Origin of the sequence: Streptomyces violens, from assembly GCF_000717745.1 — a bacterium.
Classification (GTDB): Bacteria; Actinomycetota; Actinomycetes; order Streptomycetales; family Streptomycetaceae; genus Streptomyces; species Streptomyces violens.
Genome location: NZ_JOBH01000001.1, coordinates 354,930 through 371,250, shown reverse-complemented (window position 1 = coordinate 371,250; position 16,321 = coordinate 354,930). Strand labels below are relative to the sequence as shown.

The following is a 16,321-nucleotide window of genomic DNA, read 5'->3' as shown; positions in this document are numbered from 1 at the left end:
GCACGTGTTCCGCTGACAATGGCGGAGGAACCCCGCACCGCGTTCGAGCGGACGGGCCTTCCCGGACTACCATGAAGGCTTCCGCGCGTCAGCGCATCACCTCCTGCCGACCTCCAGTAAGCATTCGCTCCAGTTGGGAAGGCCAGACGTATCCTCATGGGGAACAACATGTCGTTCATCGGCCGTGACATGGCTGTCGACCTCGGCACCGCCAACACGCTGGTGTACGTCAGGGGTCGAGGGATCGTTCTGAACGAACCGTCGGTCGTGGCCATCAACACCAACACCGGCGGGATCCTCGCCGTGGGCGCAGAGGCCAAGAAGATGATCGGCCGGACCCCTGGCAACATCGTGGCCGTTCGCCCGCTCAAGGACGGCGTGATCGCCGACTTCGAGATCACCGAGCGGATGCTCCGCTACTTCATCCTCAAGATCCACAAGCGCCGGTACCTCGCCCGGCCGCGGGTCGTCGTCTGTGTGCCCTCCGGCATCACAGGTGTCGAGCGCCGTGCGGTCATCGAGGCGTCGACGCAGGCCGGTGCGCGTCAGGTGCACATCATCGAGGAGCCCATGGCCGCGGCCATCGGTTCCGGGCTGCCGGTCCACGAGGCCACCGGCAACATGGTGGTGGACATCGGCGGCGGCACGACCGAGGTCGCGGTCATCTCGCTCGGCGGAATCGTCACGGCACAGTCCATCCGGGTGGCCGGCGACGAGCTGGACAACGCGATCATCCAGCACATCAAGAAGGAGTACAGCCTCCTCCTCGGTGAGCGGACGGCCGAGTCCATCAAGATCACGATCGGTTCGGCGTACGACCTCGACCAGGACGAGCACACCGAGATCCGCGGCCGCGACCTGGTCTCGGGCCTGCCCAAGACCGTGGTCATCTCCGCGGCCGAGGTCCGCAAGGCCATCGAGGAGCCGGTCAACTCCATCGTCGACGCGGTCAAGACGACGCTCGACAAGTGCCCGCCGGAGCTGTCCGGTGACGTGATGGACCGCGGCATCGTCCTCACGGGTGGCGGCGCCCTGCTCCGCGGCCTGGACGAGCGGCTCCGCCGCGAGACCGGCATGCCGATCCACATCGCCGAGGACCCGCTCGACTCCGTCGCGCTCGGTTCCGGCAAGTGCGTGGAGGAGTTCGAGGCTCTTCAGCAGGTCCTCGACTCGCAGCCGCGCAGATGACCTCCGTCGGCGATCTGCCGTACGGCCGCCTGCCAGCCCGTACGGCAGATCGCTGATATTCAGCAGATCGTTGATATACAACAGACAGCATCCACTCCCGTAGTACTTCGCCTCCCTTAGTACTCACCCCCCGCACCCCGCCCCGACGCCCCGCAGTACCGGCACTTCCGGTACCGCCCGCCGCGCGGCGGCCCGCGCCAACTCCAGCTGTACAACTCAACTCAGGCACAACCCAGATCCCCAGCGAGACCGGCGCGGGCCCGCAGCCGGCCGGTCCTACGAGGAAGGACACGGCCGCCGCACGTGAGGGACACACGAGAGAGCCGGCTCCTGCTGGTGCTGCTGGTCGCGATCGCGTTCGCACTGATCACGGTGGACATCCGCGGCGGCGAGCAGTCCCCGCTGCAGGGTGCCCGGCAGGTCGCGGCCTCCGCCTTCGGGCCGGTCGAGACCGGTGTCGCCTCGGTCGTGGACCCCGTCGGCAACGCCGTCGACGCCGTCCGTGACTCGGACGGCCGGCACAGTCGCATCGCCCAGCTCGAACGCGAGAACGCCGCCCTGAAGGCCAAGCTCGGCTCCTCCGACCGCGACCATGTGCGCGCCGGGGAGCTGGACAAGATGCTCAAAACCGCGGGCGCCGGCCAGTACGGCATCAAGGGCGCCCAGGTCATCGCCATAGGAGCCGCCCAGGGCTTCTCCTGGACCGTCACGATCGACGCCGGCGCCAAGGACGGCATCGCCCGCGACATGACGGTACTGAACGGCGACGGGCTCGTCGGCCGGGTCACCACCGTCGGCAAGGACACCGCCACCGTCCTGCTCGCCATCGACCCGGACTTCACCGTCGGCACCCGTATGGAGAAGACCAACGAGATCGGCTTCGCCAACGGACAGGGCGGCGGGCCGCTGCGCGTCCAGCTCCTCAACGGCAAGGCGAACGTGAAGAAGGGCGACCGGATGGTCACCTTCGGCTCCAGCGAGGGCAAGCCCTTCGTGCCCGGCGTGCCGGTCGGCACCATCACCCACGTCGGCAGTGCCAACGGCGACCTCACCCGGACGGTCCAGGTGAAGCCCTTCGCGGGCTTCTCCCGCCTGGACGTCGTCGGCGTCGTCGTCCAGCCGCCGCGCGAGAACCCCCGGGACACGGTCCTGCCGCCCAAGCCCGCCAAGCCCAAGCCCACCCCGACGGTCACCGTGACCGCCAAGCCCAAGCCTTCCCCGAGCGGCGCCACCAGGAGCTGAGCCCGATGCGCATCAACCGGATCCTCCTCTCCACCGCCCTCGTGGCCGTGGCCCTCGTCGTCCAGGTGGGTGTGCTCGCCAGACTGCACCTCCCCGGAGCAGTACCGGACCTGCTCCTCCTCGTCGTCCTCGGCCTGTCGATGGTGTACGGGCATGTCGCCGGGGCCTTCATCGGCTTCGGCGCCGGGCTCCTCGCCGACCTGGCGCCGCCCTCCGACCACGCGATCGGCCGCTACGCCCTCGTGCTCTGCGTCATCGGCTACGCCGCCGGGCTCACCAGGCCCGACAAGAGCCGGCACCGCTCCGCCTCGCTGCCGCTGACCGTCGTGGTCTGCGCCGCCGTCGGCTCGACCCTGCTCTACGCCGGCGTCGGCTCGCTGGCCGGCGACAACGCGGGCAACACCGTCGGCATCCCCCTCCTGCTGTTCACCGCCATCGTCTACGACCTCGTGCTCGCCCCCTTCAGCGTGCCGCTCGTGATGGCCCTGGCCCGTCGCTCGGACAACGATCCGCTGGCCTCCGACAGTTCCGGCGGCACCCAGTCCGGTGGCCTGGCGACGGGCGAGGCCGCGTACGGCTGGCTCTCCACCGGCAGCGGGCTGCGCATGAGCCGCCCCGGGCGCGGGGGCCGGACGCCGCGGATCGGCAGCCAGCGCGGCGGCCTGCTCGGCGGCAAGGCGAACCGCACGAAGTCGGCACGCATCAAGGGGGTCAAGCGTCTGTGAGCAATATTCCTGAGACGGGCAGGACCACCCGCGTCACCGTCCGCCTCGTCGCCATCCAGATACTGGTCTTCTCGCTGCTCCTCACCCTCGGCGGCCGGCTCTGGTACCTCCAGATCCGCAACGGCGACGAGTACGCCGCCGAGGCCAGCGGCAACCACGTCCAGCAGGTCGTCGACCCGGCCGTGCGCGGCTCGATCCTCGACGCGCGCGGCGTGCCGCTCGCCGACAACGAGACCCGCCTCGTCGTCTCCGCCAGCCGCACCGCGCTGATGAAGATGGACGACGAGGGCAAGGCCGTACTGACCCGCCTGGCGCACGTCCTGGGCATGTCGTACACGGACGTCAAGAACAAGGTCCGGCTCTGCGACTCCAAGACGCCGCAGCCCTGCTGGAACGGCTCGCCCTTCCAGCCCATCCCGATCACGGACGAGGCCACCACCCAGCAGGCCCTGAAGATCCGGGAGAGCTCCGAGGACTTCCCCGGCATCTCCGCCGAGCCCACCGCGGTACGCCGCTACCCGGCCCCCGCCAAGGCCGCGACCTCCCAGGTGCTCGGCTATCTCTCGCCGGTCACCGACGAGGAGATCAAGAAGGCGGAGCACACGAACTCGCCGTTCCTGCGCTCGGACATGGTCGGCCGCTCGGGTCTTGAGCGGACGTACGACAGCGCGCTGCGCGGCAAGGCCGGCGTCACGCGCTACCAGGTCGACAACCTCGGCCGGGTCATGGGCAAGGCCAAGAGCGATCCGGCCCGGCCCGGGGACAACGTCGTCACCTCGATAGACGCCCGTGTGCAGGCCGTTGCCGAGAAGGAGCTCCACCAGGCGATGGTGGAGGCCCGCAAGCAGCACGACCGGAACACCGGTACCAACTACAAGGCGGACGCCGGTGCCGTGGTCGTCATGGAGAACAAGACCGGCAGGGTGGTCTCCATGGCCTCCCAGCCGGAGTACGACCCGAACGCCTGGGTCGGCGGCATCTCGGCGAAGGACTACGCCAGGCTGACCGGCAAGAAGTCCAACTACCCGCTGCTGAACCGCGCGATCCAGGGCCAGGCGGCCCCCGGCTCGATCTTCAAGGTCATCTCGACCTCGGCCGCGGTCAACGCCGGGTACGAGTTCAACGGCCGGTACAACTGCTCCAGCTCGTACAACGTCGGCGGGCAGGTCTTCAAGAACTTCGAGTCCCAGAGCCACGGTGCGATCACCCTGGGCCGGGCGCTGGAGGTCTCCTGCGACACCGTCTTCTACGACCTGGCCTACAAGCAGTGGGTCAAGGACGGCGGCAACAAGCCCAAGGACCCCAAGGACTGGTTCTACAAGACCGCGCACCAGTTCGGCCTCGGCAAGGAGACCGGCATCGACCTGCCCAACGAGGTCAAGGGCCGGGTCCCGGACCGCCAGTGGAAGAAGGACTTCTGGAAGGCCAACAAGGACTCCTGGTGCAAGACCGGCAAGAAGGGCGGCAGCTACGTCCAGCGCCTCGCCTACGAGAGCTGTCTCGAAGGCATGAAGATGCGCGCCGGTGACTCGGTCAACTACTCCATCGGCCAGGGCGACACCCTCGTGACGCCGATCCAGATGGCGACGATCTACGCGGCGCTCGCCAACGGCGGGACGATGTACGACCCGACCATCGGCAAGGCGATCATCAGCGCCGACGGCAAGAAGGTCCGCGAGATCGCGCCGGAGGCGCACGGCAAGCTGCCCGACACGCCGAAGACGCTGAAGCAGATCGACAAGGCGCTGGAGGGTGTGGCCACTCGCGGTACCGCCGCCTGGCGGTTCGAGGGCTGGCCGCAGAAGCAGATCCCGATGCACGCCAAGACCGGTACCGCGGAGGTCTACGGCAAGCAGACGACGTCGTGGTTCGCCACGTACACCAAGGACTACACGATCGTCATGACGATCTCCCAGGGTGGTACGGGCTCCGGCGCCTCGGGTCCGGCCGTCCGCAAGATCTACGACGCGATCTACGGCGTGGACGCCAAGGGCAAGATCCACAAGGACAAGGCGCTGCTGCCGAAGCCGCAGGCGACCCTCCCGAGGATCGACCGGGACGGCAACATCACCGCCGGCAAGCTGACCAAGCCGATCGTCAACGACGAGAAGAAGCCGGAAGGGGCGGTCCAGTGACCAGCAGCAGCTACGCCATCCGGCGCTACGCCCCCGACCGCGGCGTCTGGTCCAAGCTCACCGCGCGGGACTCCGTCGTCCGGCGGCTGGACTGGATACTGCTCTTCTCCTGCCTGGCCCTCTCGCTCATCGGCGCGGTCCTGGTCTTCTCGGCCACCCGCAACCGCATCGAGCTGAACCACGGCGACCAGTACTCCTACGTTCTCAAGCACCTGCTCAACACCGGCATCGGCCTCGCGCTCGCGGCCGGCACGGTGTGGCTGGGCCACCGCACGCTGCGCGGCGCCGTCCCCATCCTGTACGGCCTCTCGCTGCTGCTGTCCGCGCTGGTGCTCACCCCGCTCGGGGCCACCATCAACGGCTCGCGGTCCTGGCTCGCCATCCCCGGCGGACTCTCCCTGCAGCCCGCCGAGTTCGCGAAGATCACCATCACGCTGGGCATGGCGATGGTCCTCGCGGCACGGGTCGACGCGGGCGACCGGGAGCACCCCGGCCACCGCGCCGTCCTCCAGGCTCTCGGCATCGCGCTGGTCCCGATAGTGGTCATCATGCTGATGCCGGACCTCGGCTCGGTGATGGTGCTCGGCACGATCGTGCTGGCCGTGCTGCTCGCCTCGGGCGCGTCCAACCGCTGGGTCATCGGCCTGGTGACCCTCGGCGTGGTGGGCTGTCTGAGCGTCTGGCAGCTGCATCTGCTCGACGACTACCAGATCGCCCGGTTCGCGGCCTTCGCCAATCCGAGCCTGGACCCGGCGGGCGTCGGCTACAACACCAACCAGGCGCGCATCGCGATCGGCTCCGGCGGGCTGTTCGGCGCGGGCCTGTTCCAGGGCAGCCAGACCACCGGCCAGTTCGTGCCCGAGCAGCAGACCGACTTCATCTTCACGGTCGCCGGTGAGGAGCTGGGCTTCCTCGGCGCGGGCCTGATCATCTTCCTGCTGGGCGTGGTGCTCTGGCGCGCCTGCCGGATCGCCCGGGAGTCCTCCGAGCTGTACAGCACGGTCGTCGCCTCCGGCATCATCGCCTGGTTCGCGTTCCAGGCGTTCGAGAACATCGGGATGACGCTGGGGATCATGCCGGTCACCGGCCTGCCGCTGCCCTTCGTCTCCTACGGCGGCACCTCGATGTTCGCCGTATGGATCGCCATCGGACTGCTGCAGTCGATCAGAGTGCAGCGGCCCGTCTCCGCCTGACGCCGCCCGGCCCGTCGTCGGCACCACCGTGGTCCGGTTCCCCGCCAGGGGGCCGGACCACACCCGTTCCGGTACGTCTACCCCGTGCACACGGACACGGACTGTGACAGGTCTTACGTGGCGGTAACGCCGCCCGGACGGCATGCTGTCGCGCACAGCTTCAGCGAGACAACAGTCCGTATCCCGAGACAGAGTTCCGTATCCGTACGCAGGCGCCCCCAAGCCGCCCCGTCAGGAGAAGTCAGCTCCCATGTTCTCGAAGGTCCTGGTCGCCAACCGTGGCGAAATCGCCATCCGCGCCTTCCGCGCCGCCTATGAGCTGGGCGCGCAGACCGTAGCGGTGTTCCCCCACGAGGATCGCAACTCCGGCCACCGCCTCAAGGCGGACGAGGCCTACCAGATCGGCGAGCCCGGCCACCCCGTGCGCGCGTACCTCTCGGTCGAGGAGGTCGTCCGCGCGGCACGCCAGGCCGGCGCCGACGCCGTCTACCCCGGGTACGGCTTTCTCTCCGAGAACCCCGACCTGGCCGCCGCCTGCGCCGAGCACGGCATCACCTTCGTCGGCCCCTCCACCGAAGTACTGGAGCTCACCGGCAACAAGGCGCGGGCCATCGCCGCCGCCAAGGCCGCCGGGCTGCCCGTCCTCGCCTCCTCCGCGCCCTCCTCCGACGTCGAGGAGCTGCTGGCGGCGGCCGAGGACATGGAGTTCCCGGTCTTCGTGAAGGCGGTGGCCGGCGGCGGCGGGCGCGGCATGCGCCGGGTCGCCGAGCGCGCCCAGCTGCGCGAGGCCGTCGAGGCGGCGGCCCGCGAGGCCGAGTCGGCCTTCGGCGACCCGACCGTCTTCCTGGAGCAGGCCGTCGTCGACCCGCGCCACATCGAGGTGCAGATCCTCGCCGACACCCACGGCAACGTGATCCACCTGTACGAGCGGGACTGCAGCGTCCAGCGCCGCCACCAGAAGGTCATCGAGCTGGCCCCGGCTCCCAACCTCCCCGCCGAGCTGCGCGAACGCATCTGCGCCGACGCCGTCGCCTTCGCCCGGCAGATCGGCTACACCTGCGCCGGTACCGTCGAATTCCTCGTCGACGCGCGCGGCAACCACGTCTTCATCGAGATGAACCCGCGCATCCAGGTCGAGCACACCGTCACCGAAGAAGTGACGGACGTCGACCTCGTACAGTCGCAGCTGCGCATCGCCGCCGGTGAATCGCTGGCCGACCTCGGGCTCAGCCAGGAGAAGATCGTGCTGCGCGGCTCGGCGCTGCAGTGCCGCATCACCACCGAGGACCCCGCCAACGGCTTCCGGCCCGACACCGGCCGGATCACCGCCTACCGCTCCCCGGGCGGCGCGGGCGTCCGCCTGGACGGCGGCACCAACCTCGGCGCCGAGGTCGGCGCGCACTTCGACTCGATGCTGGTCAAGCTCACCTGCCGGGGCCGCGACTTCGCCACCGCCGTCGGCCGCGCGCGGCGCGCCGTCACCGAGTTCCGCATCCGCGGCGTCGCCACCAACATCCCGTTCCTGCAGGCGGTACTGGACACCCCGGACTTCCGCGCGGGGAAGGTCACCACCTCCTTCATCGAGCAGCACCCCGAACTGCTCACCCAGCGCGGCTCCGCCGACCGCGGCACCCGCATCCTCGAATACCTCGCCGACGTCACGGTCAACAAGCCGCACGGCGACCGCCCCGCCACCGTCGCGCCGCACGAGAAGCTGCCCGCGATCGACACCTCCGCGCCGATCCCCGACGGCTCCCGGCAGCGGCTCCGGCAGCTCGGCCCCGAGGGCTTCGCCGCCGACCTGCGCGCCCGGCCCGCGCTCGGCGTCACCGACACCACCTTCCGCGACGCCCACCAGTCCCTGCTGGCCACCCGCGTCCGCACCAAGGACCTGCTGGAGGTCGCGGGACACGTCGCCCGCACCACCCCCGGGCTGCTCTCCCTCGAAGCGTGGGGCGGCGCGACGTACGACGTGGCGCTGCGCTTCCTGTACGAGGACCCGTGGGAGCGGCTGGCGGCGCTGCGCGAAGCCGTCCCCAACATCTGCCTCCAGATGCTGCTGCGCGGCCGCAACACCGTCGGCTACACCCCGTACCCCGAGCAGGTCACCCGCTCCTTCGTGCAGGAGGCCGCCGACACCGGCATCGACATCTTCCGCATCTTCGACGCGCTCAACAACGTCGACCAGATGCGCCCCGCGATCGACGCCGTGCGCGAGACCGGCACCGCGATCGCCGAGGTCGCCATGAGCTACACCGGCGACCTCGCCAACCCCGGCGAGAAGCTCTACACCCTCGACTACTACCTCCGCCTCGCCGAGCAGATGGTCGACGCGGGCGCCCATGTCCTCGCCATCAAGGACATGGCGGGGCTGCTCCGCGCGCCCGCCGCGAAGAAGCTGGTCACGGCCCTCCGCCAGAACTTCGACCTGCCCGTCCACATCCACACCCACGACACCCCCGGCGGCCAGCTCGCCACGTACCTCGCGGGCTGGGAGGCCGGCGCGGACGCCGTCGACGGCGCCTCCGCCGCCCTGGCCGGTACCACCAGCCAGCCCGCCCTCTCCGCGATCGTCGCCGCCGCGGCCCACACCGACCGCGACACCGGCATCGACCTCGACGCGGTCTGCGCCCTGGAGCCGTACTGGGAAGCCGTACGCAAGGTCTACGCGCCCTTCGAGGCGGGCCTGCCCGCCCCCACCGGACGCGTATACGCGCACGAGATCCCCGGCGGCCAGCTCTCCAACCTCCGCCAGCAGGCCATCGCCCTCGGCCTCGGCGACCGCTTCGAGCAGATCGAGAACGCCTACGCGGGCGCCGACCGCCTCCTCGGCCGCCTCGTCAAGGTCACCCCCAGCTCCAAGGTCGTCGGCGACCTCGCGCTCGCCCTGGTCGGCGCCGGGGTCTCCACCGAGGAGTTCGCCGCCGACCCCGCCCGCTTCGACATCCCCGGCTCCGTCATCGGCTTCCTCCGCGGCGAGCTGGGCGAACCGGCCGGCGGCTGGCCCGAGCCGCTCCGCAGCCGCGCCCTCGAAGGCCGCGCCGAGGCCCCCGGCATCACCGAACTGTCCGCCGACGAGTCCAAGCGCCTCTCCGGGACCTCCGCGGAGCGCCAGGAAGTCCTCAACGAGCTGCTCTTCCCCGGCCCGGCCAAGGACTTCACGACCCACCGCGAGCGCTACGGCGACACCTCCCCGCTCTCCAGCGACCTGTTCTTCTACGGGCTGCACCACGGCGAGGAACACGTCGTCCGGCTCGCCCCCGGCGTCCAGCTGCTCATCGGCCTGGAGGCGATCTCCGAGGCCGACGAGCGCGGCATGCGCACCGTGATGTGCATCCTCAACGGCCAGCTGCGGCCCATCCAGGTCCGCGACCGGTCGGTGGCCAGCGAGGTGCCGACCGCCGAGAAGGCCGACAAGAACAACCCCGGCCACCTGCCCGCCCCGTTCGCCGGCGTCGTCACCCTCGCCGTCGAGGAGGGCCAAAAGGTCGAGGCGGGCGCCACCATCGGCACCATCGAGGCCATGAAGATGGAGGCCGCGATCACCGCACCCACCGGCGGCACGGTCACCCGCATCGCCATCTCCCCGATCGCCCAGGTCGAGGGCGGCGACCTGCTCATCGTCGTGGAGTGAGCGTCGTGGAGTGAGCGGAGCGCCTCTGGGCGTAGTGCGGGCGGGGAGCCTCCGGGCGCCGCCCGCACTGCGCCTGGAGGCGCCGTGGGGCTCCCCAAAAGCAGGACAGGCCAGTACGTTCGCCCCATGGCGGACACCGTGCGCGAGATCGAGCGGAAGTACGAAGCCAACGGCGCGGGCCTGCCGCCCGACGCCCTCCCCGACCTCACCGGCGTCGACCGGGTCGCGTCCGTCACGGACCGCGGCACGGCCACCCTCGACGCCACCTACTACGACACCGCCGACCGGCGGCTGGCCCGCGACGGCATCACCCTGCGCCGCCGCACCGGCGGCGACGACGCCGGCTGGCACCTGAAACTGCCCGTCGCCGCACACGTACGCGACGAGATCCGCGCCCCGCTCTCCGACACCGTCCCCCGCGCCCTGCGCGGCCTCCTCCGCTCCCGCGTCCGCGACGCCGAGCTGCTGCCCCTCGTACGGATCGAGACCCGCCGCGAGACCCGGCAGCTGCTGGCCGCCGACGGCACGGCCCTCGCGGAGATCGCCGCCGACCGGGTGCACGCCACCCGCCCGGCCGGCCCCGGCCGCACCGCCGAATGGGCCGAGATCGAGGTCGAGCTGACGGCGGGCGGGGACATGACCCTCCTGGACGCGGTCGAGGACCGGCTCCTGCGCGCCGGGCTGCGCCCCGCCACCACGGCCTCCAAAGCCGCCCGCGCGCTCCGCGACACGGCCCCCAAGGCCGAACGGAAGGCAGCCACCAGGACGACAGAAGGAGACCGGCGCAGCGAGCCGCCCACCGCCGAAGAGATCATCCTCCGCTACCTCACCCGCCAGGTCCGCGCGATCACCGAACTCGACCCCGCCGTCCGCCGCGACCTCCCCGACTCCGTCCACCAGATGCGCGTCGCCACCCGCCGCCTCCGCAGCGCCCTCCGCTCGTACGCCACCGTCCTGGACCGGACCGCCACCGACCCCCTCAGCGCCGAACTGAAATGGCTCGCCGCCGAGCTGGGCATCGGCCGCGACTCCGAGGTGCTCACCGCCCGCATCCAGGAAGCCCTCGCCGCGCTCCCCAAGGAGCTGCGCCCCGGCCCCGTACGCACCCGACTGCGCACCTGGACCCAGGCCCACCGCAAAGGCTCCCGGAAACACCTCATCGCCGTCCTCGACGGCGACCGCTACCTCACCCTCCTGAACTCCCTGGACGCGCTGGTCACCGACCCGCCCCGGGCCCGCGCCGCGACCCGCCCGGCCGCTCAGGTACTGCCCAAAGCGGTCGAGCGGGACTTCCGGCGGCTGGCCGGCCACGTCGCGACCGCACTGGCCGCGCCGCCCGGCCCCGACCGGGACCTCGCCCTCCACGAGGCCCGCAAGGCCGCCAAGCGCACCCGCTACGCGGCGGAGGCGGCACGCCCCGAGCTGGGCCGCCCCGCGAAGGAGCTCGCCGCCCGCATGACGGAACTGCAGGAACTGCTCGGCGACCACCAGGACGGCGTGGTCGCCCGCGAAGCACTGCGCGAGCTGGCCGCCCAGGCCCACGCGGCGGGCGAGAACGCCTTCGCGTACGGCGTCCTGTACGCCCGCGAGGAGGCCCGCGCGACGGCCTTGGAGGCCGAGCTGCCGGTCTTGTGGGCCACGGTCGCTGCGCCGGACCTGCACGTGACCACGCCTGCCGGCGGTCGTTGAGCCGGGTGTGATTCCCCGCACCAGTGGGGTTGGCCCGGACTGCGACGCTTGCGAGGCGCGCTGGGCGCTGTGGTCCCCGCCGACGCGGGGATGCTCCTCGCTGCTGGCAGGGGGTGCCTCTCAGCCGCGTTAGGCTTGAGGGTCACCCCTGTCAGCTACGAAGGTCCGTGAGATGTCTGCCGAGTCGGTCTTCCCACAGCTCGAGGCCCTGCTCCCGCATGTGCAGAAGCCCATCCAGTACGTCGGTGGAGAACTCAACTCCACGGTGAAGCCATGGGACTCCTGCGACGTGCGCTGGGCGCTCATGTACCCCGACGCGTACGAGGTCGGACTGCCCAACCAGGGCGTCCAGATCCTGTACGAGGTCCTGAACGAGCGCGACGGCGTGCTCGCCGAGCGCACCTACAGCGTCTGGCCCGACCTCGAAGCGCTGATGCGCGAGCACGGTGTGCCGCAGTTCACGGTCGACGCGCACCGCCCCATCGACGCGTTCGACGTGCTCGGCGTCTCCTTCTCCACCGAGCTGGGCTACACGAACCTGCTCACCGCGCTGGACCTGGCGAACATCCCCATGTACGCCAAGGACCGCACAGAGGACCACCCGCTGATCCTCGCGGGCGGCCACGCCGCCTTCAATCCCGAGCCGATCGCGGACTTCCTGGACTGCGCGGTGGTCGGCGACGGCGAGCAGGCCGTCCTGGAGATCACCGAGATCATCCGGGCGTGGAAGGCCGAGGGCCGCCCCGGCGGCCGCGACGAGCTGCTCTTCCGCCTCGCGAAGACCGGCAGCGTCTACGTCCCCAAGTTCTACGACGTGGAGTACCTCGCCGACGGCCGCATCAGCCGCGTCGTGCCGAACCGCTCCGGCGTCCCGTGGCGCGTGTCCAAGCACACCGTCATGGACCTCGACGAGTGGCCCTACCCGAAGCAGCCGCTCGTCCCCCTGGCCGAGACCGTCCACGAACGGATGTCGGTCGAGATCTTCCGTGGCTGCACCCGCGGCTGCCGTTTCTGCCAGGCCGGCATGATCACGCGTCCCGTACGGGAGCGAAGCATCACCGGCATCGGCGACATGGTGGACAAGGGCCTGAAGGCCACGGGATTCGAGGAGGTCGGCCTGCTGTCGCTGTCCTCCGCGGACCACACCGAGATCGGCGACATCGCGAAGGGCCTCGCCGACCGGTACGAAGAGGACAAGATCGGCCTCTCCCTCCCCTCCACCCGCGTCGACGCGTTCAACATCGACCTGGCCAACGAGCTGACCCGCAACGGCCGCCGCTCGGGCCTGACGTTCGCGCCGGAAGGCGGCTCGGAACGCATCCGCAAGGTCATCAACAAGATGGTCTCGGAGGAGGACCTGATCCGTACGGTCTCCACGGCCTACGGCAACGGCTGGCGGCAGGTGAAGCTGTACTTCATGTGCGGCCTGCCGACCGAGACCGACGAGGACGTGCTGCAGATCGGCGACATGGCGGTCAACGTCATCGCCGAGGGCCGCCGGGTATCCGGCCAGAACGACATCCGCTGCACGGTCTCCATCGGCGGCTTCGTCCCCAAGCCGCACACCCCCTTCCAGTGGGCCCCGCAGCTCTCGGCGGAGGAGACCGACGCCCGCCTGGAGAAGCTCCGCGACAAGATCCGCGGCGACAAGAAGTACGGCCGCTCGATCGGCTTCCGTTACCACGACGGCAAGCCCGGCATCGTCGAGGGTCTCCTCTCCCGCGGCGACCGCCGCGTCGGCGCCGTGATCCGCGCGGTCTACGAGGACGGCGGCCGCTTCGACGGCTGGCGCGAACACTTCTCCTACGACCGCTGGATGCAGGCCGCGGAGAAGACCCTCCCCGACTACGGCGTCGACGTCGCCTGGTACACCACCCGCGAGCGCACCTACGAAGAGGTCCTCCCCTGGGACCACCTGGACTCCGGCCTGGACAAGGACTGGCTCTGGGAGGACTGGCAGGACGCCCTCGACGAAACCGAGGTCGACGACTGCCGCTGGACCCCTTGCTTCGACTGCGGGGTGTGCCCGCAGATGGACACGGAGATCCAGATCGGCCCGACCGGGAAGAAGCTGCTCCCGCTCACGGTCGTGAAGTGACCCGCTGACACAAGGCAGTTCGGCCCGGCTACCGGAATCCGGTGGCCGGGCCGAAGCGTGCGTCGCACACTGTTGCGATGCCACAGCTGATCGCACCCACGTTGCGTGTCCAGGCGTCGTTTCTGGAGGCGATGAAGGAGCTTCGGGCCGAGGGGCGGGGGGAGGACGGTGACGATTCGGCCGTCGGGCGGGAGATCCGTGAGTTCGCGGGGGAGTGGGACGACCCGGTCGTCTTCTCCCGGTACACCGACTGGCTGCGCTCGATGACCCGCGAAGAGGTCGTGCGGCCGATGGGCTATGTGCCGTGCACCAACCTCTGGTACGTCGACGGCGACACCTACCTCGGTCGCCTCGGGCTGCGGCACGAGCTGAACGACTTCCTGCTGGAGCTCGGCGGGCACATCGGCTACGACGTGCGGCCCAGCGCCCGCCGCCGTGGCCACGCCACCGCCATGCTGCGCGCGGCCCTGCCGCTGGCCCACGCGCTCGGCATCAGGTCCGCGCTGGTCACGTGTGACACCACCAACATCGCGTCACGTAAGGTCATCGAGGCCTGTGGCGGGATCTTCGAGGACGAGCGCGGCGGAAAGCTGCGCTACTGGGTGCCGACGCGGGCGGAGCACGTGAGCGACAGGACATAGCAGGACATTGCGGTACCGGGGGAAGCAGGGCATGGCGTACGACGGCACTCATAAGGCACCGAATACGCGAGAGCGGGAGTGGGAGCCGGGCGGCGGGTGCTGCCTCGCGCAGGTGATCAAGATCCCTGTGTTGATCGTCGTCGTTCCGTTGCGGCTGTTGTGGGATGCCTTGTGCTGGATCGGGCGTCATGTGCTGGCGCCGGTCGGGCGCTGGGTGTACCGGTGGATTCTCGCCCCGGTCGGGCGGGCGATCGGCTGGCTGGTCCAGTACCTGATCGTGGTGCCGCTGGTCTTTCTGATCCGGTATCTGATCGTGGTGCCGGCGGTCTGGTTCTACCGCTGGATCCTGACGCCGGTCGGGCGGGCGCTGGCCTGGCTGGCGTACTACCTGCTGGTGGTGCCGGTCCGGTGGTGTTACCGGTGGGTGCTGACGCCGGTCGGGCATGCGCTCGCCTGGCTCGCCCACTATCTGCTCGTGGTGCCGGCCGTGGCCGTGTGGGAGTACGTGCTGTGGCCCGTCCTGCGGGCGGTCGGCGCGGCCGTCGCGTGGGCGTGGCGGATCGCCGGGTACGTTTCCCGGGCGGTCGGCCGGGGCATCGCCGCCCTGTGGCGGTGGCTGGTCGTCGCGCCGCTGCGCTGGGTGTACCGCTGGATCCTCACCCCTGTGGGGCATGCGATCCGGGCGGTCCTCTGGCGGCCGGTGCGGGCCGCGCTGTCCGCCGCGCGCACCGCCGCCCGGGAGGTGCGGCTCGCGCTCTTCGGGTGACGCCGCACACCCCGGCGGGAACCGACGGCCCGGCAGGCACGTACTCTAGGTAGCAGTACGACCCCACTCACGAAGGACTGACGACACTGGGCAAGCGACAGCCCGAAGGCCCGCCGCCCGCACCGGCGGTGCAGCGCATCCGACTGCGCTACACCAAGCGCGGCCGCCTCCGGTTCACCAGCCACCGTGACTTCCAGCGCGCTTTCGAGCGCGCGCTGCGCCGTGCCGAGGTGCCCATGGCGTACTCCGCGGGATTCACCCCGCATCCCAAGGTGTCGTACGCCAATGCCGCGCCCACGGGCACCGGCAGCGAGGCCGAGTACCTGGAGATCGCCCTCACCGAGCGACGGGACCCGGCGGTGCTGCGTGCGCTGCTGGACGAGTCGCTGCCGGACGGCCTCGATGTGACCGACGCCGTGGAGGCGCACACCTCCGGGCTCGCCGACCGGCTGCAGGCATCGGTGTGGGAGCTGCGCCTGGACGGCGTGGCCGTCGCGGACGCGGAGCGGGCCGTCGCGGCGTTCCTCGCGGCGGAAGAAGTGCCGGTCGAGCGCGCGACGAAGAAGGGCATCCGTACCTTCGACGCGCGGGCTGCGGTCGCGGATCTGCAGGCGGGTGCGTGCGAGGCCGATAGGCCCGGCGCTGGTCCCTGTGCGATACTGCGGCTGGTTGTTCGGCATCTGACACCTGCCGTACGACCCGACGACGTCCTGTCCGGCCTCCGAGCTACGGCCGACCTGGCGCCGCCGGTCCCCGCAGCGGTGACCAGGCTGGCGCAGGGGCTGCTCGATGAGGAGACCGGCGCGGTGACCGACCCGCTCGCGCCCGACCGCGACGCAGCAGCCACGGCCGCCCCACCCACGGCCGCCGGGCTGACCGCCGCGACGCAGGCACCGCCCGCAGGCGGTGGAGCGGCGGACGGCGCAGCGTAGGAGCCGTCGTCGCGTCGCCGATCAGCCAGGGAGCCACCCCGGTCCGGCGAACGAACTGACCAGGAGACTTTCGCCGGT

At 70.7% G+C, this 16,321-nt stretch carries 11 protein-coding genes; all 11 read left to right on the top strand.

Features of this window, described 5'->3' with window-relative positions; translation table 11 throughout:
- The first annotated feature begins 168 nt into the window (after nucleotides 1-168).
- The 11 genes from IF04_RS0101640 (at nucleotide 169) to IF04_RS0101590 (ending at nucleotide 16,243) form a co-directional block, all read left to right on the top strand.
- Nucleotides 169-1,188 carry a rod shape-determining protein gene (locus IF04_RS0101640; RefSeq protein ID WP_030249658.1) on the top strand — a complete coding sequence of 340 codons (1,020 nt, stop codon included), beginning with the start codon at nucleotides 169-171 and terminating at the stop codon, nucleotides 1,186-1,188.
- A 303-nt stretch (nucleotides 1,189-1,491) separates the two neighbouring features.
- Nucleotides 1,492-2,430, top strand: coding sequence for a rod shape-determining protein MreC (gene mreC / locus IF04_RS0101635; protein WP_030249656.1), 939 nt, complete (start codon nucleotides 1,492-1,494; stop codon nucleotides 2,428-2,430).
- Between the two features lie 5 nt (nucleotides 2,431-2,435).
- Nucleotides 2,436-3,155 (top strand): rod shape-determining protein MreD, encoded by a 720-nt coding sequence (gene mreD, locus IF04_RS0101630; protein ID WP_030249653.1) that lies wholly within the window; start codon nucleotides 2,436-2,438, stop codon nucleotides 3,153-3,155.
- The gene (gene mrdA, locus IF04_RS0101625) at nucleotides 3,152-5,290 is read left to right on the top strand and encodes a penicillin-binding protein 2 (RefSeq protein ID WP_030249650.1); all 2,139 of its coding nucleotides are present in this window, start codon (nucleotides 3,152-3,154) and stop codon (nucleotides 5,288-5,290) included. The genes mreD and mrdA overlap by 4 nt, the downstream gene beginning before the upstream one ends.
- The gene (gene rodA / locus IF04_RS0101620) at nucleotides 5,287-6,483 is read left to right on the top strand and encodes a rod shape-determining protein RodA (RefSeq protein ID WP_030249648.1); all 1,197 of its coding nucleotides are present in this window, start codon (nucleotides 5,287-5,289) and stop codon (nucleotides 6,481-6,483) included. Before mrdA ends, rodA begins: the two co-directional genes overlap by 4 nt.
- A gap of 250 nt (nucleotides 6,484-6,733) precedes the next feature.
- Entirely contained in the window at nucleotides 6,734-10,117 is a 3,384-nt protein-coding gene (locus tag IF04_RS0101615) for a pyruvate carboxylase (RefSeq protein WP_030249645.1), read from the top strand.
- 126 nt (nucleotides 10,118-10,243) lie between these two features.
- Nucleotides 10,244-11,806, top strand: a complete 1,563-nt coding sequence (locus IF04_RS0101610) for a CYTH and CHAD domain-containing protein (protein ID WP_030249642.1) — start codon at nucleotides 10,244-10,246, stop codon at nucleotides 11,804-11,806.
- Between the two features lie 172 nt (nucleotides 11,807-11,978).
- On the top strand, nucleotides 11,979-13,904 hold the full coding sequence (locus IF04_RS0101605; protein ID WP_030249639.1) for a TIGR03960 family B12-binding radical SAM protein: 1,926 nt from the start codon (nucleotides 11,979-11,981) through the stop codon (nucleotides 13,902-13,904).
- Nucleotides 13,905-13,981: 77 nt separating this feature from the next.
- Entirely contained in the window at nucleotides 13,982-14,545 is a 564-nt protein-coding gene (locus IF04_RS0101600; RefSeq protein WP_030249636.1) for a GNAT family N-acetyltransferase, read from the top strand.
- Nucleotides 14,546-14,672: 127 nt separating this feature from the next.
- The gene (locus IF04_RS35400) at nucleotides 14,673-15,311 is read left to right on the top strand and encodes a hypothetical protein (protein WP_425428355.1); all 639 of its coding nucleotides are present in this window, start codon (nucleotides 14,673-14,675) and stop codon (nucleotides 15,309-15,311) included.
- A gap of 128 nt (nucleotides 15,312-15,439) precedes the next feature.
- On the top strand, nucleotides 15,440-16,243 hold the full coding sequence (locus IF04_RS0101590; RefSeq protein ID WP_030249634.1) for a TIGR03936 family radical SAM-associated protein: 804 nt from the start codon (nucleotides 15,440-15,442) through the stop codon (nucleotides 16,241-16,243).
- Nucleotides 16,244-16,321: the final 78 nt, after the last annotated feature.